Raw genomic sequence first — 25,521 nt, 5'->3', positions numbered from 1 at the left:
TGACCCCCTATTCCGACTCTGCGCTGATGAGGCCGCGATCGGCGAGCGCCTCGTACAGGCGCTCGCGGCCGGTCTGCGCCATGGGCCAAAGCGGCGGGCGATAGCTCTCGGTGATGAGGCCCATCGCTGCGAGCGCCGCCTTCACGGGTATGGGATTCACCTCGCAGAAGAGGGAATGGATGAGCTCAAGGTTATCGAGCTGCATCTGCAAGGCTCCCCGGACGTCACCTCCCTGCCAACGCACGCACATGTCATGCACCGTCTTCGGTGCGATGTTAGCCCAGACCGAGATGACGCCGGACCCACCCAGCGAGAGGAGCGGCACAACGATGTCATCGTTTCCACTGAACAGGTGAAAGTCCTCGCTCACATAGCGCGCGGCCGTCGCGGCATAAGCGATATTTCCCGACGCCTCCTTAAGACCCCAGGCGTTCGGGTGGCGCGACAGGCGCGCGAGGTTTTTCTCGCTGATGGAACAGCCCGTGCGACCAGGAATGTTGTAGAGGACACAGGGCACGTTCACGGCATCGAGGACGCTGTTGAGGTGATGGTAGATGCCCTCCTCGTTGCTCTTGTTATAGTAGGGCGTGATGATGAGCAGACCGTCCACACCGAGCTTCTGGAGGCCCAGGCTTTTGCGCAGCGACTCGTCGGTCGAGTTGGAACCCGAGCCACCGATGACGGGGATGCGCCCTGCCACGCGATCGACCACGCATGTGGCGACCTCGTAGTCCTCGCGGTCGGTCATCGTACTCGACTCGCCCGTCGTGCCAAGCACGAGGATGCCGTCGGTACCGTTTGCCAGATGAAAGTCGACGAGTCGTTCGAGCGCCTCAAAGTCTACGCCCCTGTCCTCCTTGAACGGAGTGACGATCGCGACGACGGATCCGCTCAGCCCTGTCATGTCCATACTTGCCCCTTTCAGACAAATGATTGTCGTCGGCGCCAAGGCGCGCCGCCCGGACACTCGTGATGATCGCGCCCCTCAAGGGCGCGCGGACTTCCGACGCGCGGGGCCTTGTCCTCCTGCCCGCTTGAGGAGACGCCTGCCCACCGGGAGGACATCGAGCGTCGCGAAGTAGTCGGCAGGCGTCTCGGCGCGACGTATGAGCTCGACCTCGCCATCCTCCCTAAGCAGGAGCTCCGCCGAGCGCAGGCGACCGTTGTAGTTGTAGCCCATGGAGTGGCCGTGGGCGCCCACATCATGGACAAACAGCAAGTCCCCCACCTCGACCTCGGGAAGCGGGCGGTCCGTGGCAAGGCGGTCAGAGTTCTCGCAGAGCATGCCGACGACGTCGTAGCGACGGCATGCCGACGCATCCTCCTTGCCCATGACCGTGATGTGGTGGTAGGCGCCGTAGAGCATGGGGCGCATGAGGTTGGCCGCGCATGCGTCAACGCCCAGGTAGTGATGGTAGGTCTCCTTGCTGTGGATGACACGGGTCACAAGCGCACCGAAAGGCGCCAGCATGTAGCGGCCGAGCTCCGTGGCAATGCGGACGTCTCCCATGCCAACGGGAACCAGACGCTCCTCGTACACTTGGCGAACGAGCTCGCCAATGAGGGCGATGTCGTTCTCCCTCTCGTCAGGCTCGTAGGCGACGCCCACGCCGCCCGAGAGGTTCACGAGACTCACGTCGACTCCCAGCTCGCGCTCGAGGGTTATGGCCGTCGCAAACAGTGTGCGGGCCAGCGCGGGATAGTAGCCATTCGTGACGGTGTTTGAGGCGAGCATCGCATGCAGCCCCAGGTGCTCGACGCCCCTTTTCGCAAGCAGACGGGCGGCCTCGAGCGCCTGCGGCTCGGTGAGACCGAACTTCGCCCCCTCGGGGGAGCCAAAGATGCCGTTCGCGAAGGCGAAGTCACCACCGGGGTTAAGGCGCAGGCTGACCGTGTGAGGGTAGTCGACTCCCACCGACCTCACCGCCTCATCGAGCATGGCCACGTGCGTGATATCATCGAGATTAATGGTCGCGCCCAGTGCAAGGGCACGCTCGAACTCCTGAGCCGGCGTGTCATTTGAGGAGAACATGATATCGTCTCCCAACATGCCCATGGCCTCCGCTAGCATAAGCTCGCACTCGCTCGAGCAGTCCACGCCGCAGCCGCAGTCCCGCAGTATGTCAATGAGGGCGGGGTTGGGCGTCGCCTTCACGGCAAAGTACTCCCTGAAGCCTGGGTTCCACGCAAAGGCCTCAAGCACACGTCTCGCGTTTTCGCGTATGCCCCTCTCGTCATAGAGGTAAAAGGGTGTGGGATAGCGCGAGGCAATGGCCTCGAGCCTGTCTGCCGTAATGAACGGTCGCTTCTGAGACACCGCTCCCCCGTCCTCGTCTGGGCTGAGCCTACGGACGAAGACGCCAAGATAGCTCAACCACGGATACTCCGTAGACAGTCTTGGAGGTGTTTCCCCCAAGCCCACCGCGCGCGCCACGCCTGACGCATGCGGTTCGGCGGATTAGGCCCCCTCCCAAGGTCAGTGCCTGCCGGCTCGCCTGGGACTCATCGCTTCCGCGCCTCTATCGATAGGTTTAGTGTACGCCAAAGAGAGGCGGGTGGACAAGAGCGATTCCGCCCCGTAACAGAATGGACTCTATTCCTAAGCCCATGCGCGCCGAGAAAGACAGGGACCGCCGATGGGGCGTTGGCCTCTGGAGGATCTTTCGCCTTCAGATTCAGGCCTGCCTCCCCGCCACAACTTTTTTGAGAGCGGTTGACTTGAGCGGGAAGACGATCATCCCATTCTGCACGCACGGTGGCGGAGGATTCGGTCACATGCTCGAAGACTACAGGAGGGAATGCGCCACCTCCGAGGGCATGCAGCCAGAATGCGCCTTTCCGTGAGATGGGGGCTGCGGAATGCGCCTTTCCGTGAGGGTATGCAGCCAGAATGCGCTTTTCCGTAGAGTGCGCTTTTCCCCACCTGGGCAAACGCGGCGCCGCCCTACGGAAAAGCGCATTCTGCAGCCTACGCCTTACGGAAAAGCGCACTCTGTATGCGCGTCTCACCAAAAAGCGCACTCTGTGTGCGGGCAGCCACGCACACTGCACCTTTCCGTGAGGCCAGACTCCGAACCGAGATCCGCAGACCCTGGCACAACCCGCCCCGCAGGCTGGCGGGGGGTTGCTCGAGCGCATTTGCCCAGTTGGGCCATTCTCCATAGTGCCCCGCAGCCTGGCGGGTGGTTGCCCCACACCTCCCGGGCGCCGCGACGTGACGGAAAGACGCATTCTGTCTGCGCGTCTCACCAAGAGGCGCACTCTGCGACTGCGGCGTCACGGAAACGCGACGCCTCCCGGGGACGCACGCAGCCGTCCTCGAGACCGCACCCGGACAAGCCGTACGAGAGTTTACACCGAACGCATAGTTGCCGCCTTTAGTCTGTTTCAAATTCAACTACTTCGATATTTGGGCAATCGTCAGGGTCATATGGGTAATCACCCGGATTTGACATCTCTAAAACTTCGCCACCTGCATGCCAATTGCTTTCCCACTGCAAGGCATAGTCATCTGCCTCTGACTCAGTATCAAACGCATTCCCCTCATCATCCTCTTCGCCGTCAATCAGAATCTTGTATTTAGTTGCCATATCAAACCTCACTAATCGTTCTGCCGTAACTTCAAACCAAGAACGTAACTGCATTGTCGCGATGACGCGTATATTTTCGCACATCGAACGGAGAGGCAGCCAAGAAGCTGGCGCAAGGGATCGCGAGCTGAAACAACAGGATACAGAAGCGAATCGCCGTCAGCGGCGGCCTGAGTCGACCGAGACGGGCGAGCGCAGGCGAGCGGGAGTCCGCCGGGAACGCCGTCGGCCCGCCTCGGGGGGGCCAACCCGCTCACGCCGCCCGTCAAGAGGGCCGCCGGGGGGTTCGCATCGTGGGGCACCTCGCCACCGTGATCTTCCCCGGGCTGGGCGCCTGTCGCTCGACGCCCTCGCCTGCGCTCCGCCCTAGCCCGTGCTACCCACCAAAAAACCGCGAGGAGTCCTTCTTTCCATATCATCCCATTTGGGAAAATATACATTGAACATTTGGGTATCATCCCATTTGGGAATACGCTCTCACCGTACAGTAGATGTAGGAGGAACAGATGGACACTATACGGCTATCACTTCCCCCCAAGCCTCGCAACCCGGATGGGAAGCTCTCCGGAGCTGACGATCTGGGAAAGATAATGCGCGCACGCAGACTGGAACTCGGACTCACCCAAACTCAGCTCGCCCGAGCGTGCAGATGTTCTCCCCGCTTCATAAGCGAGATGGAACGAGGAATCGCAGGCGGTAACATCAAGCAGGTTATACGTATCTGCAAGACGATGGGAATCGATCTCTTTGCTCGAGTGAGGGGGCATTGAATGGCCATCCTCGTCTATCGCAACATACTGAGAAGGCGTGAGCTACTTGGCAAAATCGAACATGGGCCAGGCGTAGACGCTCGCTTTACCTATGACAAGGAATTCCTCGTACGAACACAGGGTACAGGTGACCTCGGTATATCGATGCGCCTACCTCTTGACCACACACCTTATACAGCGGAGGAGTTTAATCCCTTTTTCCAAGGTATGCTCCCTGAGGGCGAAGTCTACTCAAACCTCGCCAAGATGTATCAGGTACCACGTAGCGATTATCTGTCCATACTTGAACGTCTTGGCTGCGAGAGTATAGGGGCACTTACATTCGTATCCGAGCGGGTACGCCCCGACGAGTATAACCCACGATATGACACACTCGATCGCTCCGTACTTGCTGCCATGAACGAGAACCCGCTCCGCATGGCCACTGAGATAGCGAGCTCGACACGCCTGTCACTTGCAGGCGCACAGTCAAAGGTGGCATGGTGCTTGCCTGAAGGACTGTGCGCAGAAACCGCAGCTACAGACGAGTGGCTGATCCCGCGTGGAACAGCTCCCTCAACACATATCATCAAGATGTCGCGTAGGGGAGAGGAGGATATTGCCGAGAATGAGCTTGTATGTTCTTTACTCTCCTCTGCATGTGAGATCGACACCGCAAGGGTGACTCGAGTGCCTAGCCTTCATGGCGCGATAGCGATCGAACGCTTCGACCGGCGTTGGACAGGCTCAGCAGACGAGAGGTTCCTCCTCCGTCTTCATCAGGAGGATTTCTGTCAGGCGCTGGGACTAGGACCCTACCTCAAGTATCAACCCGAGTCGGTCGATGCGGATTATCCGCTCATGATGGCTAACGTAATCGATGAGGGTTCATCGAATCCCATCGCCGACAGAATCGAACTTGCCAAGAGACTGGTATTTGACTTTGCCATCGGCAATTCAGACGCGCACCTCAAGAACCATGCCCTTCTCTATAACGAGCGTTGGACCGACCGTAGGCTTACTCCAATGTACGATGTCATCTGCATACCCTTGACCGGCTACTCATCGAATATGCCCTTTGTCATTGGCACGCACAGGCTCCTGGATGATATCGATGAGAGGGACCTTCTCTCGATTGCGCTTGACTTGGGAATTGACCTCGACGATTTCGACCATGCCGTCAACGAGGTACTTCATGGATTGGAGAGCCCCAATATCGCATTTCCCTCAGCTGAGGCGGAGGGTATGGCAGGGCGCATCCTTGCCAATGCCGCACCACGACTGAAAGTCATCAGACACCTGTTTGGCTAAGAAGGCGCACACTGAGGGGCTTGCCGCAGACGGACCAGAATCATCTAGAATACGACGTGTGATCGGTATGGGCTGTGCGAACGGGGTATGGGGGCAACAGGATGTGCGAGACAGATGACGGCAGGGGCGTGGCGAGTACCATGGCAGGCGGGGCGGATATGGAATTAGACCGGTTGCGGAGGTTTCGCCGTGACCTGCACCAGATCCCCGAACTCGACTTCGACCTGCCAAAGACGATCGCCTACGTGACACGCGAGCTTGAGAGCGTGTCCGAGCGGGCAAACCGCAACTCCACAGGTAGAAGCATCCAAGCAAGGGCCACGGTGTTCTCGCCCAGTCGCTCGAGCGTATGCTGCCACTTTGACCTGGGGACGACCCATGCCACGGCCATACGCTCAGATATGGACGCACTGCCCGTGAGCGAGCGGACGGGCGTCGCGTACGCATCGACACACCCCGGAAGGATGCACGCCTGTGGCCATGATGGGCACATGTCCATGGTCCTCGGGCTTGCCTGGTGGCTGGCGGACCACCTGGACAGGCTGCCGCGCTCGCTGCTCTTGGTGTTCCAGCCTGCGGAGGAGACGACGGGAGGCGCCAAGGCGGTGTGCGAGAGCGGTGTCTTCGAACGCTTGGGCGTGGACAGGATCTATGGCTTCCACCTGTGGCCCGAGCTGCCACGTGCTGCGCTCGCGAGCAGGGCAGGGGCGCTTCTCGCCTCCTCGAGGGAGGTGAGCGTGTCCTTCTCCGGTCGAGCCTCCCACATCGCGAGGGCCGAAGACGGTGCCGACGCACTCGAGGCCTGCTGTGACTTTCTTGGACGTGCCTATGCCTCCATGGACGAGTGCCGACTCGAGGAGGCATGCCTGCTCAAGTTCGGCCGCATGGAGGCCGGCGAGGTGAGAAACCAAATCGCCGCGAGTGCGCGCCTCGAGGGCTCACTTCGGACCTTCTCAACCACAATGGGTAGACGCGTGAGCGCCGAACTACCTCGGATTGCTCGCGATGCAGCCGAGCCGCGAGGGTGCGAGGCACTTGTGAGCCTCTCGGAAGGTTACCCACCCGTTGTGAACGACGAGAATCTTTACGTGCGCAGCCGCGAGTGGCTCGCAATGGACGACATCGAGCTCAAGACCTTGCCCGAACCCCTTCTCATCGCTGAGGACTTCGCCTGGTACCAGCAGTGGCTGCCTGGCATGTTTTTACTCCTGGGCACGGGTACGGGCATTCCCCTACACTCCGACCGCTTCGACTTTGACGAGTCCATCCTGGTGGCGGGACTTGACGTCTACAAGCGCCTGGTCATGATGCCATGATGCCTGTAGAACCAGGCGCGTGGCGACGTGGGGAGCGAGCGCACACCACACGGCCTGGTGTGCGCTCGCGTCGCGGGCAATGCGCCCCACACTCGCGTGCCGGGCGGCACGTTAGCCCAAACACGCAAGCACCTCGCGCTTGGCGGCCAGAAACTCAGGCGTGAGGGCGAACTCCCCTGCGTCTGCGGTCGCCTGTGGCCGCCCCACCTTGACCTGTGCAACCACACGACTGGGCTCTCCATGCGAGGGGTCGCCTCCCAACACGTAGATACGGCCAGCCATCGTGACGGCCTCGTCCACGTCATGCGTGATGGCAAGGGTTGCGATGTCCAGCTCACGCGCCATGTTGCAGTACCAACCCCGCAAGTCCGTGCGCGTGAGGGCATCGAGTGCGGAGAAGGGCTCGTCGAGCAGAACGACGTCGTTTCCCATAAGATACGTGCGCAAGAATGCCGCCCGCTGCCGCATGCCACCAGAGAGCTCGTCTGGCCAGCGGCGCTGCGTGCCCGCAAGCCCAAAGCGCTCGAAGAGGGGTTCGGCCTTGGCCCGCGCGTCCAAGACGCTCATGCCACCGAGCACCAGAGGCAGGCAGACGTTGTCGATGATGCGCTTGCTGGGAAGGAGCAGGTCCTTCTGCAGCATGTAGCTGACGCGGCCGGGGATACCCGTCACGTCCTCGCCGTGCAGGCAGACACTGCCCTTTAGGGGACGCGACAGGCCCGAGAGCGCGTGCATGATGGTCGTCTTGCCGCAACCGGACCGCCCCACCAGGCACACGACCTCACCGACGCCGAGCCTGAGGGAAACGTCATGGACAATGACGTGGACCCCTCCGTCCCATGAGAGCGTGAGGTGGCGGGCCTCGAGGGCATAGGTCCCCTTTCCACCCTTACCCCGGCTCGATCCCACGTCAGCACTCACCCTATCTTTCACCTATCGCTCCAGATAGTCCATCGTCCACCCGGCATTGACGTCGATATGCCTTTCGATCAGGTTGTTGTCGTTCAGCCACTGGTAGTAGCGGGCCCAACGCCCCCCGTCGATGACGCCCCAGGTCGGTGCCTCCGCCTGGTACTGGCTCGCCAAGAACTGGGCACTCCGGTGCGCGAGCGCGCTGTCGAGCTCGGGCACGGCCGTGCAGAGTATGTCCGCAGCGGCACCAGGGTCACTCACGGCAAATTCGTAACCCCTCTTGGCAGCACGCAGGAAGGCTCTGACGGCCTCAGGCTTGTGGGTGATGAAGTCATTGTTTGCGGCAATGACCGGCGTATAGAAGTCAAACACCTCGTCCATCGAGATGAACGAGAAATAGTTCACCGGATAGTCCTGAACGGCCGCGTTCTGGACGGCCCACCCCTCATACACCCACACGGTGTCGAACAGCTTGGCCTTGAGACCGCTCACCTCGTCGTCCACGGTATAGGGCACCAATTTGACCTTGGAGTAATCACCACCGTCGGACTCGACCACCCGCTTGATGGTAGCCTGCTCGATGGGCATGTCCCAGGTGGCGTACGTGCGACCCTCCATGCCCTTGGCGCTCGTGACCCCATCCTCCTTGCGGCTCATGATGCCGCTCGTGTTGTGTTGGATGATGGCGGCTACCGCTGTGACGGGAATGGGAGAGGCGGAGGAGAGGTCGTTGGCAATGTAGTCCTGGTAGCTCACGCCCATCTGGGCCTGACCCGAGCCGATGACGGGATCAGCGGTACCCTCGGATGGCTGGATAATCTCGACCTCAAGGCCCTCGTCGGCAAAGTACCCCTTGTCTTGGGCAACGTAGATGCCCGTATGGTTGGTGTTGGGCGTGTAGTCCAAACAGAAGCTGATCTTGGTCGTCTCTTGGGAGGAACCTGAGCCCGAACCCTTGGAGTCTCCGGAGACGGCGTTATCGTACGCCCCGCAGCCGGCGAGCGCCGCCGAAGCAACGAGAGCACCGACGCCGTGGACGAAGCCTCTCCGGGACAGCCTGCTAAGCTTGGTCGAAAAGTCCATGCTTACTTCCTTTCTGCCCTCTTCCAGGGCATGCAGATACGCTGGATCGCACCCACCGCACCCATGAGGGCGAGTGACAGCGCGGAGATGAGCGCGATCACGGCAAACATCCTGTCATAGGCGAACGACTTGCGCACACGTGTCATGTAGACGCCCAGACCCGAGAAGCCGCCCAGCCACTCGGCGATCACGGCTCCCACGATGGCATAGGTTGCGCTTATCTTGAGGCCACTGAAGAACTGCTCGGCCGCCGTAGGTATCTTGACCTGCCAGAAGATCTGAGCTGACGTCGCGTTCATCGTGCGCATGAGGTCTATGAGATCCGGGTCCACCGACCGAAAGCCACTGACGAGCGAGACTGTGATCGGGAAGAAGGTAGTGAGCACGACGAGCACCACCTTGGGTGCGAGGCCATAGCCCAGCCAGAGCACCAGAAGCGGCGCGATGGCGACGGTGGGGACCGTCTGCGACACGGTGATGAGCGGGCTGAAGGCTAGGTAAACGATCTCGAAGCGGTCCATGAGGACGGCGAAGGCAAAGCCCACGGCACAGCCGATGAGAAGCCCGAGGACAGACTCGGCGAGTGTGGTTGCGGCATGGTCGGCGAGCAACACCGCATCAGAGGCGAGTGCGGCCAACACCTGTGTAGGACTTGGCAGGAGGAAGTTGGGCACGATACCTGCGGCCACGACAAGCTGCCATGCGAGCAAAAGCACCGCTACCGTCGCGGGCGGGATCACCGCACGACGAACGCGAGAGGGTGTGGGGCTTGGTAAGGCATCGGGCGGACGTGGGCGAGAGGACCCCTCACTATGCAACGTCTGCCTCCCTCGTGACGAGGTCAGGATCGCCTGGATGATACTTGCCGATCTTGCGTCCGGTGCTCATGACATCAGCTGTCGGGCGATACGAGACCTTGACGTAGCTCGCGCTCTCGGCGCAACCCGCTGCGGCCCCCGCCTCGATGCAACGCTTGACGAGTGCCATGCAGGAGTCGAAGTCCCCCTCGACGGTCGTCTCGAAGGGTCCCACGTAGTAGTCGAGACCGCTTTCGTCGATGACGGCGATGACCTCGTCCACGATGCGACAGACCTCGTCGTCCGACCCCACGTTCATGGGAAGGTACTGTAGGGCAACAGAGCAGTTCATAGGCACTCCCCTTCTGCGGGGCAAGCGCATCGTAGGCGTCCCCGCTTATCACTGGGACCCGCGCCGTACACGTGCCGTGGTCCCTACGCTGGCATTACCCAGATCAGGTTCGAAGGTCAGGGCCGCATTAGGCCCTATCTCAGCCGGCGTGCGCCAGCCCCCTTTTGATGAGGAATACTTTACCACGACGAGTGCGGCGGAGTGACTCGGATTCGTATGCAAGACAGCCTTAGGGACGCCACTTTTCGACAATTTCGCTTCGACTCCCGCCTCCATCAGAGCAGCGAGCCCAGGAAGAAGTCCCTAACCGACAGGATTTTGATGGCTCTTCGGGGGTTAGTGTGGGTTGACGCCTCGGCGAATCGCGTCGCAACAGTGTACACAGGTGCCCCACTCTGCAACCGGCGACTCACGGAAAGACGCGCTCTGGGGGTGTCACTCTCACGGAAAGGCGCACTTTGCGTGTGGGCCTCACCAAAGGGCGCGGTCTGCATGCGGGCAGTCGCGCAGAGTGCACCTTTCCGTGAGGGTCCGGTTGCAGAATGCGCTTTTCCGTGAGGGTTCGCGCCCAGAATGCGCTTTTCCGTAGAGTGTGCTTTTCCTTACCTGCGCAAACGTCGAGCCACCTCACGCAAAGGCGCATTCTGCGCAGACGGTCTCACGTAAAAGCGCAGTCTGCAACCGCCGTCTCACGGAAAAGCGCGCTCTGCGCCGGCGACGCCACCGCGACGTGACAGAAAGGCGCACTCTGGGCGGGCGACGTCACGGAAAGGCGCATTCTGCATGCGGGCGGTGGTTGCGCCGAGAGCCTGTTTTCGCCGATCTGTGTACACTCCTGCATACCCACGGCCGCTCGCGCGACCGGGCGGGGCCATGGGTCCCACGACGTCGAGGGCCCATGGCCCTCGTGATGCTCAGGTGCCCGGACCTGAGGTCCATGCCACCGGGGCGGTGATGCAACCATCCACCCACACGAGCTCACGAAGCCTCATTTTGATCCCACCGATATCTGACTCGTATCTCCCTTGCCGCACCACGATGAGCTTCTCGTATGAGTCGCGGATCGAGCGAAGTGGCTTGAGCTCCCGTTCTCGTATCGCCTCGGGCAGCATTTCGTCCGTAACCTGGAAGTACACGATTCTCTCATCCTTGACGACAACGAAGTCGCCCTCCCTCTCGTAGAGCTTGCCCACGTGCACGTACCATCCCCTGCAGAGGAACTGCAGGTAGACGGCGTTCTCGGACAAATGTCCCATATCAGTCGGCCTGTAGACGCCCAAGAATGACCTAATGGCCTAAGTCCAGGGCGTCTGCCACCACTCGATACTCTGAGGTTCGTCGAGGAACATATACGTCCTGCCCTCCGGAGAGACCCTATCCCTGAAAGAGTTGTACAGCTCGTCTTCAGCCGTGATGGAGCACACCTTGCTCTCCAGGTTGAGGGAGACGAGCGAGCGCCCGTTCTTCCACATCCTCCGATGCGATCTTGTTTCGCGCCAGCCCGAGCAAGCTCGAATTCCCACAACGCAGCACGCCAGTCTCCACCTTGATGAGATCGGTATCGTGGAGCTTAAGGGTGCGGTCGAGGTACACCTGGCGATTCATGTCTAGTGATTAGTTAAGTACTAATTTACTTATCAAAGGTTATGGGATATCCTGTAATCGCAACCGTAAGGAGGGACATCCCATGACCAAGTACAGAGTTGAGCTGACGCAGGGCGAGCGCGAGGAGCTGCTCGCGCGAGTGAACCGGGGAAGCGGCAGGGCCGCGGAGATCAAGCGGGCGAACCTGCTGCTGGCGATCGACCAGGGCGGGTTCGCCGACCTGCGGATGACCGACGCGGAGGCCGCAAGGGCCTACCACTCGACGGTCAAGACAGTCTACAACCTCAAGAGGAAGCTGGTCGAGGAGGGGTTCGACGGCGTGCTCGCGCGCAAGGCGCGCAGCAGGCCGGGAAACGTCAAGATAGACGGCGAGGCCAAGGCGAAGATCGTCGCCCTGACCTACACGGACCCGCCAGAGGGTCACGCCAGGTGGACGCTTCGGCTCATCGCCGAGAAGAGCATGGAGCTCGGCTATGTCGAGTCCATATCGCACGTCGCCGTCGGCAACATGCTAAAGCAACATGCTAAAAAAGGGGCTTCGTGAGTTTGTGTGGGTAGGTGGTTGTGTCACCGCCCGGCGGCGTGGCCTCAGGTCCGAGCACCCTGGTATCGCGGGGGCCATGAGGCCGTCGATGTCGTGGGACCCGTGGCCCCGCCCGGTCACGCGAGCGACCGTGGGAAGGCAGGAGTGTACACAGATCAGAGAAAATGACCTCTCAGAGCCGTTTTGGGGCATTTGTGTACACTGTTGTGACGCGAGTTGCGACGCGAGCTGCGTCAGGTGGCACGAGTGCCCCAACCACCATGGTGCGCCGGCGGTGCCTCCTCGGTGGCCGCCTCTCGCATGGTCGGGAAGACAGAATTCGTGTGAGCGGCGCCGCTGCCGGATTGGCGTCTTCGCCGAGGCAGCAACCCACACAAACCCCCGAGAAGCCGAATAAATGCGGGGAGCAGGGCTTGGGCCTCACACGGCTGCCCAGACGACTAGCCACCAGACTTTTGCCTCGCGGGAAGCAGCATCTCCTCCCTGCTGACGCACACGAGCTATCGTAAAGAGGGCCTCCCCCTCATGCATGGTTTCCCCACTCTCACGCACAACAGGTCAGTGATGACTGTACGTGATGCAGCATGCTCTGCGCGTGACGATCTTCTCGGAGAGCAAGCTGGGCACAGGAGTACCCGAGCGAGCCCCGCCTAGGCTTCCGCAGACCAGTTCGCAGAGACTCTGGTATGCTTGTTCCATAGCGGTCGCAGGATGTTTGCTGCGTCAGCTCGCATCGGACGGAATCTCGCAGGAAGTGCCGGAGGCCAGCATGGGTACATCACTCTCACGCCGTACGTTCGTCAATCTTGTCGGCGGGGCAGCAGCGCTCGCAGGGCTTGGCCTCACCGGCTGTGCGACGGGTTCCGAGTGGAATGGGACCACAAGTGGCGTCCAGACCGCAGGGGGTGGCGAGCTGACCGTCGGTGCCGCGTACTCCGCAAAGAACTTCGATCCCTTGTCCACCTCATCCGCACTCGCACTGAGCTGCAACCTCAATGTCATGGAAGGCCTCTTCGAGACGGACTTCCATAACTTCGGCACGCGCCCGGCGCTCGCCGAAGGCGACCCTGCCCAGATCGACGGTACCACCTTTGACGTCAAGTTGCGCAGCGATGCGAAGTTCTCCGACGGGAGGGAGGCCAGGGCGTCGGACGTCGTCTTCTCGTTCAGGGTGGCGGCGGCAGCGGGGGGCAGCTACGCACCGATGCTTACGCCGATCACCTCCATAGAGGCCAAGGACGACTCTACCGTGACGGTCAGGACCAGCCACCCCGACCTCCCATGGCTGAAGTCACGTCTGGCAATCCTGAAGATCGTGCCCGAGGGCTCGACCAGCGAGGAGAGGGCCAGGGCCCCCGTTGGCACGGGTCCTTGGATGTACAGGGAGGTGACGGACGCGTCGGTCACGTTTAAGCCGAATCCGTACTACAACGGTGCGTACCCCGCCAAGGACGACACGCTACGCTTCGAGATTCTCAAAAGCAAAGTCGCCCGCGTTACGGCCGCCCAGCAGGGGACCACGCTTATCTCGGAGGCCGTGCCCGTCGATTCGATCGAGCAGCTTCGGGAAGCGGGCCTTACCATAGACGCGGTGCAGGGACTCGGCTCGCGCTTCCTGATGTTTGACGTCGCGAAGTATCCTTGGAGCAAGGTGGAGGTGCGTCAGGCCATCATGTATGCCCTCGACTACAATGGCATGGTAGAAGGTGCCCTCTACGGACAGGCGTCAGCCGCCACCAGCCTTCTTCCCGATGACGCCACCTTCCCGCACTACCATAGGGCGTCGGTGGTCTACAGCCACGACCCCGACAAGGCAAAAAGTCTGCTCAAAGGGGCAGGCGTCACGCCTGGGCAGCTAACCCTCAGGACGACGGACAACGACCAGGTGGTCGCCATGTCCACCGTCATCAAGCAGAACCTGGAGGATCTGGGTTTCAAGGTCACGATACAGACGGACAGCTCGGATGCGACCTATGCGGCGATCGACACGGGCAATAGCAACTACGACCTGCTGCTGGCGCCAGGCGACCCCAGTTGCTTTGGCGTGGATCCCGATCTGGTGCTCAGGTGGTGGTACGGCAATGATGTTTGGATGAGGACACGCTGCCCTTGGAGTGGGACCGTCGAGCATGAAGAGCTTCTCCAGGAGATGGACGCCGCACTTGATTCTGCGGGCGACGAGCGGCAGGAGCATTGGAACAGGTGCTTTGACATACTCGCCGAGAACGTCCCCCTGTACCCAATCCTGCACGTGAAGACCTGCACGGCCTCCTGGCGTGATACCACCACGGCCGATGGCATCAAGGTCTCCTCGGACTTCAAGGGCATCGGCACCACGGGTGTAGCGCTCATGGGCGTCACGACCGTCAAGTAGCACCGCCCGGCGCGACGATCCTTTGGAGCTTTCTGTATTGTTCGTGGCTCAGGGGTTGACTGCGCGGCCCTTGCCATGTCCGTCCTTTCTCTTCTGCGCTTCCTGTCCCTATCTTTCCCCCTTATCCTTTTGTGGGTCTCCCGGAGAAGCGCCGGCTGCTCATCGGACAGCGCAACGAAGGCATAGGGGGTCACATCGAGGCTATGCGAGGAACACGAGATAGCTCACGTAGCCTCCCTTTGGTCCCTACCCTCGCCCTCCCAGGCACGAAGCGTGTCATAGACCTCGCGCGCGACCGACGTGGGAACACCCCTCACGGAGGCGATATCCTCGGCACTCGCCGCCCTGAGGCGTCTCATCGAGCCGAAGTGACGCATGATGGCCCGCTTGCGTCGCGTGCCGACGCCTGGCACCTCATCGAGGATCGAGACGCTCTGCGCCTTGGTCCTCAGCTCACGGTGGAAGGTGATGGCGAAGCGGTGCGACTCGTCACGCACCTGCTTGATGAGGTAGAGCGAGGCAGAGCCCGAGGGCAGGACGACGGGCGTCTCGTCCCAGGGGACGAAGACCTCCTCGTCCGCCTTCGCGAGGCCGCAGACCGGTATGTCGAGTCCCAGGGCACCAAGCTGTCCCATGGCAGCCGTGAGCTGTGGCTTGCCCCCATCCACCACGAGTAGGTCGGGCGTCGAGGCAGCAAAGCGCTCATCGTCCCTGCGCACCGGGGCGTAGCGCCTGCCGAGCACCTCGCCCATCGAGACGAAATCGTTTGCCTCGCTCAGCTCGGCTCGGATCTTGAAGCGACGATACTGTCCCTTGTCGGGACGCCCGTTAGTAAAGACGACCATAGAGGCGACGGTAAAGGAACCGTGAAGTGTGGAGATGTCAAAGCACTCGATGCGCAGGGGTGGCCCGTCAAGTGCGAGTGCGCTCTCCAGCTCGAGGAGCGCCTGGTTAGTCCTCTCGTCAGCATAGCCCGTGCGTACCATGTAGCGCATGAGGGCATGGCGGGCGTTTCTTGCCGTCATCTCGAGGAGGTGAGCCTTCTCGCCGCGCTTGGGCCGGTGGATGCGACAGACACGCCCACGCTTGTCCGTGAGCCACTCACCTAGAAGTTCTGCATCGGGAAGGTCGATGTGCGTGTCCACCTCTGCGGGAATGTCTGCCGTCTCGTCGTAGTAGCGTTTAATGAAGCCCTCGGTAAGCTCGACCTCGTCCACGTCGGCCCCCTTGTTGAGGATGAACTCACTCGAGCGCACCGTGCGCCCCTCGCGCACGACGAAAACACAGGCACAGCTGATGGTCTCCTCGCGGTAGAAGCCTATGAGATCAAGATCGACCGCAGAGGAGAACGTCACCTGCTGCTCATCATCAAGACCCTCGATGACCTCGAGCCTGCGCTTGATACGCCCCGCCCGCTCGAACTCGAGAGCTGCGGCGGCATCGTGCATCTGCTGCGTGAGCTCGCCCACGATGGCCGAGCGCCTGCCTGCCAGGAACTGCTCCACCTGACGGACGTTTCTCGCGTAGTCGGAAGGTGTCATTGCCCCCACGCAGACGCCGGGACCCCGGCCCACGTGATAGTCGAAACAAGGGCGACCGCGGTCTGCAAACGCCAGGTTGGCCACTGCGGCGTCATCTGGATGCCCCTTGAGGTAGCGACGGCAACGCTTCCACTCCACACAGGTCGCAGAGCAGATGGGAACTACCTTGCGCAGGGTGTCTATGGTCTCGCGCGCCGCCTGGGCGTCGGTGTAGGGTCCAAAGTAGCGCGTGCCCTTGCGGTGCCGCTCGCGGGTGTACTTGATGGCGGGGTAGGTGTCGCCCATCGTGAGTGCGATGTAGGGATAGCTCTTGTCATCCTTGAAGTCGACGTTGAAGTAGGGATGATACTGGGCGATGAGGTTGCGCTCCAAGACGAGCGCCTCGTGCTCCGAGCCCACGACAATGTAGTCGAAGCTGCGTACCACCTGCATCATGAGCGGGATCTTTGCGCGGTCATCCGTGAGCCTCACGTACTGGAGCATGCGGGCACGGAGATTCTTGGCCTTACCCACGTAGACGACCTCCCCCTTGGCATCCTTCCAGAGGTAGCAGCCGGGCTCTGTGGGAACCTTGCCCACCTGCTCGGCGACGGACGGCAGGCCTTGAGCCTCGGGACGGGGGGCCTCGAGGTCGAAATCGGGCACGTGGGTCGCAGGATCCTTGATGCTCATGGGGCGATCGCCTTACCAATCGAGAGGACTCAGGGGGCGGCCTAGCCGCGCCTGAGCGCCCGTCTGGCGGCCACAAGGGCGGCGTAGAGGGTCTTGCGCAACGGCACGTCGCGATCGGGGGCCACCTCCGCCACCTCCTTCGAGAACTTGCACTTGAACTCGTTCAGACCGTTGAGCTCGGGGGAAAGATCACTTCCAATGGCCATGAGGTCGTACTCGCTGACGGTACCGTCGAAGAGCCGGCCCAGCTCGCAGGCCTCGAAATAGACAAGCTTGTCCCCTACGTGCATGCGCATCGTGTCGGTGGAGGAGGCAGCGTAGTAGCGCGTGGCGCGCTTCCCACTCACGGTGACCATGGACCAGTTGGTGAGCCTACCGTCAAGGCGCCCCGCATAGAGCCTGCAGTGCCCAGTACCAAGGATGTGCATCATGTTCTCATAGTCAGACATCGGGGCGGGAGTAAAACCGTCACGTTCGCCCGTCTCGACCATGAGCGGATAGTACTCCTCGAAGGAGGCGCTCGCGCGCTCCGTCTCGTCCGAACATTCAATGGGTGACTCGCGCAGCGCCTTGCGCACGTCACGCCTGCCACGTGGCTTCATGCGCAAGAGTATCGCCTCGTCACCACCCGTGACGTCGAGGATGACTGTGCGATCGTATGGTATCGTCGAGAGGGTTGGCCTCGTGACGTCAAGGGCGTGCTTGACCGCCATACGAATGAAGGCGGCTGCCCTATGCTCGCTGCGCACGTAGTCGCACAGCGTGGTGATGGCCTGCGCCTCAAGGGCCTCGCTCGGCCCCTCCACCCATACGGGACCATGTTCAGAGCGCAAGAAATGGTAGCCATGGGTCTCGAAGTCCATGAGGGAGGCCAAGGCAAGGGTCCTGTCATCATCTGCGAAGCGAACACAGCGCCAGGGACTGCGCCCCTCGATGGTCGCTTGATAGCTGGCCCATTGGTGCGTCTGCTCGATCGGAAGTGTCAACTTCAGCTCTTCCGCCCTCTGCTCGAGCTCGGAAAGCCCGATCTGCTCTATCTGCATGATCTCTTACCTCCAAACCAGTGGGTCACCATGTCACCATTCTACGCTCTCTTAAGACTGCGCCACATCGAGCAGGCACCCGATGGCCTCCCGTACCTGTCCAGGATCACCGTCGCAGGGCAGATTGAGGATGCCAGCCACGATGCGTTCGCAGACGGGCCAGGGCCTGAGGTCGCCGTCGAAGTGGTAGACGGCAGGATCGCCCACACCAGGATAGAGTACGGGCCTGTACCAGTCCTGGGCATAGATACCCCGGCCGTGAAGGGCGCTGAGCGCACGCTGCGCCTTTGCCTGGCTTCCCATCACGACGGGCATGCGTAGCAGAGGTTGCGCCTCCCCCTCGAGCGCGGCCGCAGGAATCTCTACGTACCTGAGCACCCCCTGCGATGCGAGTTCCCTGCGATAGCTCTCAACCGATGCGCGATGGGTGGTCTCCACCTTGCCCAAGCCCTCGAGGGCCCAAGAGGCCCTCTGGGAGACACCCTCATCGGCAGCCATCGGCTCATAGGGGAGCTTACCGGCCCGCTCAGCGTCCACAATGGGTTGCTCGAAGTTCTGCATGGCCGCAAACGCCCTCCTGAGCGGCCCGGGAAGTCGCATGAACACCCTGATCTGCCAAGCATATGACCGAGCAGCCCGGCCCAAGCGCCTGGGCATCTCGGGAAGCGAGGAGAGCCTGCGAGAGAGCTCATCCCTGAGCACTCTGTCCCTCATGTCGGGGTTCACCCAGACGGCACCGCCAAAATAGGTCTGGACCATCTTCTGCACACCAAACGAGTGAACGGAGACATCTGCAAGCGGCTCTCCCTCATTTCCGCGCGAGAGGCGGGCCAGGCAGTGCGCCGAGTCCTCGACGAGGACGGCACCTGCGGCGTGAGCGGCATCGGCAAGACGACAGTCGCCCTTTCTCTCGATGATACCGAAGCTGTGCTGCATCACCACGGCCCGCAGGTCTGAGGCAAGGGGTAGCTTTGCCGGGTCGAGCGCGAGCGTGCGCTCGCTCAGCTCGCCATAGTGCGGAACGAGTCCTGCAGCTACTATGGGGTCGACGGCCGTGCAGCAGGTCATGAGCTGTGTGACCACGCTACCGCCACCCCGCAGCTCGCGGAGCACCTCGAAGACGACCTCCATTCCATAGCGTGCCTTGAAGACGACATACCAGTCCTTAGCACACGTACCCGTACGCTCGGCGAGCTGCCTGCGGAGTCGGTCTCTGAAGGACTTGCCCACGCCCTTGGGAGATCCCATCCTAGCCCTCCAGCTCCCTGTGACCGAAGTAGCGCCTGAAGTCGACGCGGTAATGGGTCCAGAGCTTCGCCATATTCCATAGGCGGCGCGGGTCACGGTCGTGCCCCCCAAAGAGCGTTGTCCCGACCTTCCCCTCACGCATGAGCAAAAGGGCGCGTTCCTTGAGGGGGCCGTCCGCCACATAGCGCCTCACGATCGATCTGGGCACGCCGCACCACAAGAACTCCTCACTCGCATGGACCGACTCGCCCGTCTTCCCCTCGATGACATCTTCCACCACGCAGCGAGCGAGGTTGTGACCCGAGAGCGTCGTGAAGAAGCTGCTCCTCCCCTGACGCGGATTGAAGTCGAGAAGCTTGTAGGAGCCATCGCGCACGTCGAGCTTCATATCGATGTTGAAGTAGCCAAAATAGTCAATATGCCTCATGAGACGCTCGACAGAGGCGTAGGCGCCCTCATCGCCGTACGAGATGATGGCGGCATAGTTGCCGATACGCATGGGTGCGCAGTCCTCGAGCACAGGCTGACCTATCGAGAGCAGCGCCGTGGACCCATCGTGGCGCACGTAACCGTTCACCACGCGCATGTTGTCGTCACCCCCAGGCACGAAGTCCTGCACGACGAGCTTACCCGAGTAGCCAGAGTCAAAGACACGCCGCAGCGCCTCCTCGAGCATGGGCCTCCCGTCAAGGATGAATGCCTTCTTCTGGCCGTCGAAGGGGTGCTCACGAAAGTCGAGGGCATCGGTGGGCTTCAGGGCAACAGGATAGGGGAAGGGCAACTCTCTTACCTCGTCACCAGGACCAAGCGTGATAGCCTGCGGGTAGGGCACCTGTGCGCGCTCGCAGAGCCCGTAGAAGCGCGACTTGTCATTGAGCTGGACAAGAGTTCCCGGCCCAGAGCATATGGGCACGTAGCGACCATCAAGCTCATCCTTGTGCTCCGAGAGTAGGATGGAGTACTCATCACCGCAGGGTATCACGAGGCCCAGCGCACCATTCAGCTGTCCCGCATCAGCATTGAGCATACTCACGAGGACGGCTGGGTCCATGAGACGCTCGTCACAGCGCTGCTCTATGAACTTCGAGTGACGGGTCGGGGTGAGCGGGAAGGTACCGTAGGCAAGGCTCCTTACCCCGTACGCCTCCCAAAAGGCACGAGCCATGCCATAGGCACCGATCTCGGTACCCAAAAGAATCGGAACGAACTTCTTGGTCATCGACGTATCACCCATTCGGCCTCGCAGGTACACAAGCGCTTCCTGACGCATGCGGACCCTCGCTGGCGCACGCAGATCGCGCGCCTCATTGTAGCAGTACGGCCTCCTGGGTCTTATGTTGCACCAGAGTCACAGAACTATCGACCCACTTCCCTGTGCTTACCTTTCGCGGGCAGGCCAGTGACAACTTCTCAGGCTACTGATACGTCAGGTCCCATCCAGGCACGTGGGGCCGGCGGGAGAGCGCCGCAATGGTCGCATCGCGCATACGCACGAGAGACCGTGGCCGTCGTGGCTGGCTGGTAGGCAGGCGTCCCGCACGCCCCCTCCCGCCAGCCCAGGCGTCTTGTCGTGGCGTCGCCCGGGCGCCGGCCTGGCGAGGCTCGGCTGTGCCACTCGGTGACGTCGGGTGCACGATGGACGTGCCACTCGCTGGCGTCGAGTGGCACGATATTTCCTGACAACTGCGCTTATGCCGATTTTCGTGCCACGCGGTGGCGTCGAGTGCACGATCTGCGTGCCACTCGGCGGCAGCGAGTGGCACGCGCATGAGACGGCACAGCTCAGGGGTCATCGGAGAAGGAAGTGGCGTCGGGCGGTGGCACGAACGCCATGGGCCTTCCACGCACCACGGTTCTCGATGTGATCTCCGTCCATGCGCGTTACCAGCTCATCCGTAAGAAGTCCGACAGCAGATGACGAATGCGATAGATGACTACCTGCCTGTCATCGACGTGGTAAAAGACCTTGTAGTTATAGACATTGATGCTCCTGTAGGTGTGAAGCGTTGGCATAGGTGGCTCAAACTGATAGACGGAATGGTGGTCTACCTGAGCTAAGAGACCATGGAAGGCTTCGAGGAAACAGTCTTCCAAGACCTCAACAAAGCTTATGTCCTGATAGGTGAGCACATATGCCTCAAGTTCCACAAGGTCGTCTACGGCATCCTCGGTCAGAAAGAACCCTTGGCACCTCATGCTTGGCGTCGAGCATGCAGCGCAGCGCGGGCTTCGTCAGAGCTCAGCAGTTTGAGGGTACTGGCTCTCTCTTTGTTCAGTCTCAAGGACCGCCTTCGAAAAGGAGCGCTCCTGTACCCTTGCCGTGGCGTTCCATGTGTCATAGTCGACCATCGCCCACCTTGGGCGCCCATTCTGGGTAAGTATGACCACCTCACCAGCATCCGTAAACCGAGAGACAGATTTGATGTTTGCGCGAAAATCACTTACGGGGACGATTTGCGGCATGGCTCCTCCTTGCGATAGAAGAAATCCCTTCTATTTTAGGGCTCTTCGGGGGTTCGTGTGGGATGACGCCTCGGCGAAGATGCCAACCTGGCAGCGGCGCCACTCGCTCAGAGTCTGTCTTCCCGACCAAGCGAGGGAGGCCAGCGAGGGGGAGGCGCCGACACGCCGTGGCGGTTGAGGCGCTCGTGCCACCTGGCGCAGCTCGCGTCGCAATTCGTATCGCGACTCGCGTCGCAACAGTGTACACAAATGCCCCAAAACGGCCCCGAGGGGCCATTTCCACCGATTTGTGTACACTCCTGCGTCCCCACGGCTGCTCGCAACAGCGCAACAGCCCAACAGTGTACACAAACGCCCCAATCCGGCGCGGAGAGGCCCGATCCTCCCATTTGTGTACACTATTGCGATCCCAAGGCCACCCACAACCCAAGCCCACGGCCCAACTGTGTACACAAATGCCCCGAAACGGCGCTGAGAGGCCATTTCCACCGATTTGTGTACACTCCTGCGTCGTCGCCCTGGCGGTGAGGCTCACATCGCCGGGGTGGTGACGCAACCACCTACCCACACGAGCTCACGAAGCCGCTATTCTAGCGGTTCGGCTTCGGTTTTGCCTAAAGTCGTCTCGTTTTCGCCGTCCAACCTTCCCAAAACAAAATCGCGACCTTGACCACGACTCGTCGTTTGCGGATTTCTCGCCGCTTAGCTTACGAGGAGAGGTCTCAGTATGTCCTTCCGCATATCGTCTAGAATGCTCTTCGTACGCACAGCGCGCATGACGAGCATCGAGGGGGCAAGCACATGAACAGACCAATCCTCGGCATCATCGGTGGGGTGGGGCCACTGGCGACCGCATACTTCATGGAAGCGATCATCAAGAAGACCCCCGCAACCACCGATCAAGACCACATCCCGATGATCGTGTTCAACGACCCACAGATCCCTGATCGCACCGCCTACATCCTCGACCACACAAAACCCGACCCACAGCCCGAGATGGTCAAGGTTGCCCAATGGCTCGAGGAGGCCGGTGCCGACTACATTGCCATCGCCTGCAACACCGCGCACTACTTCTATGACGCCATCTGTAAGGCCGTGAGCATCCCCGTGCTCAACATCATGAAGGAGACGGCGCGAAGGATAGCCCACGAGATTGGCGCCACGGGCGCAGTGGGGCTTCTCGCCACGGACGGCACCATAGAGTCGGGCGTCTTCCAGGGCTACTTCGAGACCGAGGGGCTGAGGACAATAGAGCCCGACGACGCCGACCAGAGGCGCGTCATGTCCCTCATCTACCAGGGGATCAAAGCAAACGGGACCTACGATCCCAGGGATCTCGTCCGGCTCGCCGAGCGCCTCCATGAGCGGGGCGGCGATGCCGTGGTGGTAGGATGTACGGAGCTCTCGGTCATCTACCAAGACCTCACCCAAAGGCCACCGTTTCTATTCGACTCCCTTGACATCCTCGCCGAGCGCTGCGTAGAGACCTACGAGTCGGAACGCAAGGATAAGGGGAGCGTATGGGTGCAGACAAAGGCGATGCCTGCCCGGCCGCAAGGGCCGGACTCCGCCTCTTCGTAACGCCTGTGGTGAACTGAGCGCTCTTGCGCGTATCAACATGACACGAGACCAACAGGCGCTCGGCCAACGGGAAGACGTACGTTACGCCAGGAGACGAATCCTGCTCATGTAACAAGCGAACCAAAAAAGGGGCTCTTCGGGGGTTAGTGTGGGTTGACGCCTCGGCGAATCGCGTCGCAACAACGTGCACAAGTGCCCCACTCTGCAACCGGCGACTCACGGAAAGACGCACTCTGGAGGTGTCACTCTCACGGAAAAGCGCACTTTGCGTGTGGGCCTCACCAAAGGGCGCACTCTGCATGCGGGCGGTCGCGCAGAGTGCGCCTTTCCGTGAGGGTTCGATCGCAGAGTGCGCCTTTCCGTGACGTCGCCCGTCCAAAATGCGCTTTTCCGTAGAGTGCGCTTTTCCTCACCTGCGCAAACGTGGAGCCACCTCACGCAAAGGCGCATTCTGCGCAGACGGTCTCACGTAAAAGCGCAGTCTGCACCCGCCACCTCACGGAAAGGCGCACTTTGCGTGTGAGCCGACCAAAGGGCGCGTTCTGCATGCGAGCGGTGGTTGCGTCGAGAGGCCGTTTTCGCCGATCTGCGTACACCCCTGCATACCCACGTCTGCCCGCCCGCGCGACCGGACGGGGCCACGGGTCCCACGACGTCGACGGCCCCATGGCCCCCGTGATGCTCAGGTGCCCGGGCCTGAGGCCCATGCCACCGGGGCGGTGACGCAACCATCCACCCACACGAGCTCACGAAGCCTCAAAAAAGGGGTCGGATTTACCCGACCCCGTCTTGAATGCCTTGTCCTGTAGTGCCTAGATGACCGAACCGCCGCCCACGAAGTGACCGGAGGAGTAACTTGCGCTCCTGATCTCGACACCACCGTAGTTAGAGTGGATCATCTGACCGTTACCAATATAGAGGGCGACATGGGTAGTCGATCCGGTTCCCGAACCCCAGAACATGAGATCGCCTGGCTCAAGCTGAGAAATACTCGTCTTCAAGCCGTGCTGCATGACCCATCCGATCATGGAGTTGTTGTAGCCATTGGCCATACGCTGGCCACGAGGGATCGAGTACCCCGCCTGTCGGAACGCCCACCAGACTAGTCCGGAGCAGTCAAACTCCTGCCCGGCGATCGCGTTGCCCGCATAGGAGTAGGAGACGCCCAGCTGGGACTTCGCTGCGGCTATAACCGCCGAAATACCTGAGCCATAGCTTTTTCTCGAGCTAGAACCAGAGGAACCGGAGCTGCTGTTTGACTTCGACTTACCTGAGTTAGAGCTACGCTTAGACTCTGAGCGCTTGTTCGAGCTAGAGCCACCGTCCGAGTTAGAGTTGCTGTTGGAACCGGTGTTCCTGTTCGACCCAGAGTCCCTCTTCGACCCAGAGTCCTGCCTTTCGTCCGAATTACCGCCCGAGTTAGAATTCGAGCGCTCATTCGAACTTGAGTCATCATCTCTCTGGGAACTACCGTTGTCAGCGGCCGCATCCGAGTTCGACTCATCACCTGTGTTGTCGTGAGACGCCGCAGCTGCAGCCTCAGCCTCGGCCTGCTTGCGCGCCGCCTCCGCTGCCTCAGCCTCGGCCTGGCGTTTAGCTTCCTCCTCAGCCTGCTTGCGCGCTGCCTCCTCGGCCTCTATCTGCTTGCGAACCTCCTCGGAGAGATTGTTGACGTAGCTGCGCTGATTGGAGATGACCGACTGGATCTGCTCGTAGCTCGCCTTACTCTGCTCTAGGAGGTTCTCCTCCTCCTTCTCCTCCTGCTCAAGCTTGGACTTCTGCTCTTGCAGCTCGGACTGAATCTTCACTACCTCAGCGATGGCGTTGGTCTCCTTCTCGGAGACCTTGTTCGCGTAGTATACGCGTGAGGCAAGGTCATCGAAGGAGGTAGATCTCAAGACATACCCAACGAAGTTGGTGTCATCCTTGTAGTTATCGGACATGATGCCCGAAAGCTCTGTCTGCGCATCCGTAAGCTCAGATTGTTTTGTCTCGATCTGCGACTGTGTGTCGCTTATCTGGGCACGCGTATCCTCCAAGTTCGCCTGAGCCTGCTCGAGCTCAGAGAATCTCTCGCTCGCCTGCTGTGAGTACTCTTGGAGCTTTGCTCGCGCTTGATCAAGCTCACTTTGCATCTCAGCAGAACTCGTCGCACCAAAGGCATAGGTCGGAACAGTCGAGAACGCAAGCGTGAGAGAGAGACCCATTGCGGCCCCTGCCCTCACCACAGCCCGTATCTTATCTGTCATAAGCTCCCTACCTCGCAAAAGTCATCTGCACTGTCACAGTTTCCACTCTTGCCCGCATAATCCTTTGTTACTTTACTCTTGGAACACACGC

At 61.0% G+C, this 25,521-nt stretch carries 23 protein-coding genes and 2 riboswitches; of the genes, 8 read left to right on the top strand and 15 right to left on the bottom strand.

Annotation, left to right across the window (positions count from 1 at the left end; genetic code table 11):
- Window positions 1–7 precede the first annotated feature (7 nt).
- Both dapA and ADJ70_RS03630 read right to left on the bottom strand, forming a co-directional pair.
- Window positions 8–910, bottom strand: coding sequence for a 4-hydroxy-tetrahydrodipicolinate synthase (dapA, locus tag ADJ70_RS03635; RefSeq protein WP_050343570.1), 903 nt, complete (start codon window positions 908–910; stop codon window positions 8–10).
- A 75-nt stretch (window positions 911–985) separates the two neighbouring features.
- Window positions 986–2,374, bottom strand: a complete 1,389-nt coding sequence (locus tag ADJ70_RS03630; RefSeq protein ID WP_253273224.1) for a diaminopimelate decarboxylase — start codon at window positions 2,372–2,374, stop codon at window positions 986–988.
- Window positions 2,359–2,530: riboswitch (Lysine riboswitch) on the bottom strand. Its footprint overlaps the gene before it by 16 nt.
- 56 nt (window positions 2,531–2,586) lie before the next feature.
- Between ADJ70_RS03630 and ADJ70_RS15625 the strand changes: the two genes are divergently transcribed.
- Window positions 2,587–2,844, top strand: coding sequence for a flavodoxin (locus ADJ70_RS15625; RefSeq protein WP_050343568.1), 258 nt, complete (start codon window positions 2,587–2,589; stop codon window positions 2,842–2,844).
- Between the two features lie 533 nt (window positions 2,845–3,377).
- Here ADJ70_RS15625 and ADJ70_RS03620 read toward each other — a convergent pair.
- Complete coding sequence (locus ADJ70_RS03620) at window positions 3,378–3,590, bottom strand: hypothetical protein (protein ID WP_050343566.1); 213 nt, start codon at window positions 3,588–3,590, stop codon at window positions 3,378–3,380.
- A 506-nt stretch (window positions 3,591–4,096) separates the two neighbouring features.
- Between ADJ70_RS03620 and ADJ70_RS15620 the strand changes: the two genes are divergently transcribed.
- From ADJ70_RS15620 to ADJ70_RS03605, 3 genes are all read left to right on the top strand, one after another.
- Complete coding sequence (locus ADJ70_RS15620) at window positions 4,097–4,360, top strand: helix-turn-helix domain-containing protein (RefSeq protein ID WP_050343563.1); 264 nt, start codon at window positions 4,097–4,099, stop codon at window positions 4,358–4,360.
- Window positions 4,361–5,650 (top strand): HipA domain-containing protein, encoded by a 1,290-nt coding sequence (locus ADJ70_RS03610; RefSeq protein ID WP_050343561.1) that lies wholly within the window; start codon window positions 4,361–4,363, stop codon window positions 5,648–5,650.
- Between the two features lie 101 nt (window positions 5,651–5,751).
- Complete coding sequence (locus ADJ70_RS03605) at window positions 5,752–6,966, top strand: amidohydrolase (RefSeq protein ID WP_216597311.1); 1,215 nt, start codon at window positions 5,752–5,754, stop codon at window positions 6,964–6,966.
- Window positions 6,967–7,077: 111 nt separating this feature from the next.
- On the opposite strand, the gene ADJ70_RS03600 is transcribed toward ADJ70_RS03605, so the two are convergent.
- From ADJ70_RS03600 to ADJ70_RS15070, 5 genes are all read right to left on the bottom strand, one after another.
- Complete coding sequence (locus ADJ70_RS03600) at window positions 7,078–7,899, bottom strand: ABC transporter ATP-binding protein (RefSeq protein WP_083443788.1); 822 nt, start codon at window positions 7,897–7,899, stop codon at window positions 7,078–7,080.
- Window positions 7,900–8,961 (bottom strand): ABC transporter substrate-binding protein, encoded by a 1,062-nt coding sequence (locus ADJ70_RS03595; protein ID WP_050343559.1) that lies wholly within the window; start codon window positions 8,959–8,961, stop codon window positions 7,900–7,902. It abuts the gene before it with no gap.
- 2 nt (window positions 8,962–8,963) lie between these two features.
- The gene (locus tag ADJ70_RS03590) at window positions 8,964–9,677 is read right to left on the bottom strand and encodes an ABC transporter permease (protein ID WP_371256193.1); all 714 of its coding nucleotides are present in this window, start codon (window positions 9,675–9,677) and stop codon (window positions 8,964–8,966) included.
- A 94-nt stretch (window positions 9,678–9,771) separates the two neighbouring features.
- Entirely contained in the window at window positions 9,772–10,110 is a 339-nt protein-coding gene (locus tag ADJ70_RS03585) for a thiamine-binding protein (protein ID WP_050343555.1), read from the bottom strand.
- 61 nt (window positions 10,111–10,171) lie between these two features.
- A riboswitch (TPP riboswitch) is annotated at window positions 10,172–10,284 on the bottom strand.
- A gap of 740 nt (window positions 10,285–11,024) precedes the next feature.
- Window positions 11,025–11,366, bottom strand: a complete 342-nt coding sequence (locus ADJ70_RS15070) for an ATP-binding protein (protein ID WP_050343553.1) — start codon at window positions 11,364–11,366, stop codon at window positions 11,025–11,027.
- A gap of 169 nt (window positions 11,367–11,535) precedes the next feature.
- Between ADJ70_RS15070 and ADJ70_RS15065 the strand changes: the two genes are divergently transcribed.
- From ADJ70_RS15065 to ADJ70_RS03570, 3 genes are all read left to right on the top strand, one after another.
- Complete coding sequence (locus ADJ70_RS15065) at window positions 11,536–11,721, top strand: hypothetical protein (RefSeq protein WP_216597310.1); 186 nt, start codon at window positions 11,536–11,538, stop codon at window positions 11,719–11,721.
- A 76-nt stretch (window positions 11,722–11,797) separates the two neighbouring features.
- Window positions 11,798–12,259, top strand: a complete 462-nt coding sequence (locus ADJ70_RS03575; RefSeq protein ID WP_050343551.1) for a helix-turn-helix domain-containing protein — start codon at window positions 11,798–11,800, stop codon at window positions 12,257–12,259.
- 769 nt (window positions 12,260–13,028) lie between these two features.
- On the top strand, window positions 13,029–14,633 hold the full coding sequence (locus tag ADJ70_RS03570) for an ABC transporter substrate-binding protein (RefSeq protein WP_050343549.1): 1,605 nt from the start codon (window positions 13,029–13,031) through the stop codon (window positions 14,631–14,633).
- 224 nt (window positions 14,634–14,857) lie between these two features.
- Here the strand turns inward: ADJ70_RS03570 and uvrC are convergent, their stop codons facing one another.
- The 6 genes from uvrC to ADJ70_RS03540 all read right to left on the bottom strand — a co-directional run bounded on the left by uvrC (window position 14,858) and on the right by ADJ70_RS03540 (window position 21,600).
- Window positions 14,858–16,846, bottom strand: coding sequence for an excinuclease ABC subunit UvrC (gene uvrC / locus ADJ70_RS03565; RefSeq protein ID WP_050343547.1), 1,989 nt, complete (start codon window positions 16,844–16,846; stop codon window positions 14,858–14,860).
- Window positions 16,847–16,887: 41 nt separating this feature from the next.
- Window positions 16,888–17,889 carry a GNAT family N-acetyltransferase gene (locus ADJ70_RS03560; protein WP_157051383.1) on the bottom strand — a complete coding sequence of 334 codons (1,002 nt, stop codon included), beginning with the start codon at window positions 17,887–17,889 and terminating at the stop codon, window positions 16,888–16,890.
- A gap of 51 nt (window positions 17,890–17,940) precedes the next feature.
- Entirely contained in the window at window positions 17,941–19,137 is a 1,197-nt protein-coding gene (locus tag ADJ70_RS03555; protein WP_050343543.1) for a DegT/DnrJ/EryC1/StrS family aminotransferase, read from the bottom strand.
- 1 nt (window position 19,138) lies between these two features.
- Window positions 19,139–20,371, bottom strand: coding sequence for an ATP-grasp domain-containing protein (locus tag ADJ70_RS14910; RefSeq protein WP_050343541.1), 1,233 nt, complete (start codon window positions 20,369–20,371; stop codon window positions 19,139–19,141).
- Between the two features lie 647 nt (window positions 20,372–21,018).
- Complete coding sequence (locus tag ADJ70_RS03545) at window positions 21,019–21,333, bottom strand: type II toxin-antitoxin system RelE/ParE family toxin (RefSeq protein ID WP_050343539.1); 315 nt, start codon at window positions 21,331–21,333, stop codon at window positions 21,019–21,021.
- Between the two features lie 36 nt (window positions 21,334–21,369).
- Window positions 21,370–21,600: a type II toxin-antitoxin system prevent-host-death family antitoxin gene (locus tag ADJ70_RS03540; RefSeq protein ID WP_253273223.1), complete on the bottom strand. Its 231-nt coding sequence runs from the start codon at window positions 21,598–21,600 to the stop codon at window positions 21,370–21,372.
- Window positions 21,601–22,401: 801 nt separating this feature from the next.
- On the opposite strand from ADJ70_RS03540, the gene ADJ70_RS03535 reads away from it, so the two are divergent.
- Window positions 22,402–23,181, top strand: coding sequence for an aspartate/glutamate racemase family protein (locus tag ADJ70_RS03535; protein ID WP_050343537.1), 780 nt, complete (start codon window positions 22,402–22,404; stop codon window positions 23,179–23,181).
- An 812-nt stretch (window positions 23,182–23,993) separates the two neighbouring features.
- Here the strand turns inward: ADJ70_RS03535 and ADJ70_RS03530 are convergent.
- Window positions 23,994–25,430, bottom strand: coding sequence for an NlpC/P60 family protein (locus ADJ70_RS03530; protein WP_050343535.1), 1,437 nt, complete (start codon window positions 25,428–25,430; stop codon window positions 23,994–23,996).
- Window positions 25,431–25,521: the final 91 nt, after the last annotated feature.

Source organism: Olsenella sp. oral taxon 807 (genome assembly GCF_001189515.2).
Taxonomy (GTDB): domain Bacteria; phylum Actinomycetota; class Coriobacteriia; order Coriobacteriales; family Atopobiaceae; genus Olsenella_F.
The sequence above is the reverse complement of the archived record's forward strand: the minus strand, read 5'-3'. Positions and strand labels throughout refer to the sequence as shown.

Coding starts and splice junctions, on each gene's coding strand:
- dapA (WP_050343570.1), bottom strand. CDS start 910: ATGGACATGACAGGGCTGAGCGGATCCGTCGTCGCGATCGTCACTCCG.
- ADJ70_RS15625 (WP_050343568.1), top strand. CDS start 2,587: ATGGACTCTATTCCTAAGCCCATGCGCGCCGAGAAAGACAGGGACCGC.
- ADJ70_RS03620 (WP_050343566.1), bottom strand. CDS start 3,590: ATGGCAACTAAATACAAGATTCTGATTGACGGCGAAGAGGATGATGAG.
- ADJ70_RS15620 (WP_050343563.1), top strand. CDS start 4,097: ATGGACACTATACGGCTATCACTTCCCCCCAAGCCTCGCAACCCGGAT.
- ADJ70_RS03610 (WP_050343561.1), top strand. CDS start 4,361: ATGGCCATCCTCGTCTATCGCAACATACTGAGAAGGCGTGAGCTACTT.
- ADJ70_RS03605 (WP_216597311.1), top strand. CDS start 5,752: ATGTGCGAGACAGATGACGGCAGGGGCGTGGCGAGTACCATGGCAGGC.
- ADJ70_RS03595 (WP_050343559.1), bottom strand. CDS start 8,961: ATGGACTTTTCGACCAAGCTTAGCAGGCTGTCCCGGAGAGGCTTCGTC.
- ADJ70_RS03585 (WP_050343555.1), bottom strand. CDS start 10,110: ATGAACTGCTCTGTTGCCCTACAGTACCTTCCCATGAACGTGGGGTCG.
- ADJ70_RS15070 (WP_050343553.1), bottom strand. CDS start 11,366: ATGGGACATTTGTCCGAGAACGCCGTCTACCTGCAGTTCCTCTGCAGG.
- ADJ70_RS03575 (WP_050343551.1), top strand. CDS start 11,798: ATGACCAAGTACAGAGTTGAGCTGACGCAGGGCGAGCGCGAGGAGCTG.
- ADJ70_RS03570 (WP_050343549.1), top strand. CDS start 13,029: ATGGGTACATCACTCTCACGCCGTACGTTCGTCAATCTTGTCGGCGGG.
- uvrC (WP_050343547.1), bottom strand. CDS start 16,846: ATGAGCATCAAGGATCCTGCGACCCACGTGCCCGATTTCGACCTCGAG.
- ADJ70_RS03560 (WP_157051383.1), bottom strand. CDS start 17,889: ATGCAGATAGAGCAGATCGGGCTTTCCGAGCTCGAGCAGAGGGCGGAA.
- ADJ70_RS03555 (WP_050343543.1), bottom strand. CDS start 19,137: ATGGGATCTCCCAAGGGCGTGGGCAAGTCCTTCAGAGACCGACTCCGC.
- ADJ70_RS14910 (WP_050343541.1), bottom strand. CDS start 20,371: ATGGGTGATACGTCGATGACCAAGAAGTTCGTTCCGATTCTTTTGGGT.
- ADJ70_RS03545 (WP_050343539.1), bottom strand. CDS start 21,333: ATGAGGTGCCAAGGGTTCTTTCTGACCGAGGATGCCGTAGACGACCTT.
- ADJ70_RS03540 (WP_253273223.1), bottom strand. CDS start 21,600: ATGCCGCAAATCGTCCCCGTAAGTGATTTTCGCGCAAACATCAAATCT.
- ADJ70_RS03535 (WP_050343537.1), top strand. CDS start 22,402: ATGAACAGACCAATCCTCGGCATCATCGGTGGGGTGGGGCCACTGGCG.
- ADJ70_RS03530 (WP_050343535.1), bottom strand. CDS start 25,430: ATGACAGATAAGATACGGGCTGTGGTGAGGGCAGGGGCCGCAATGGGT.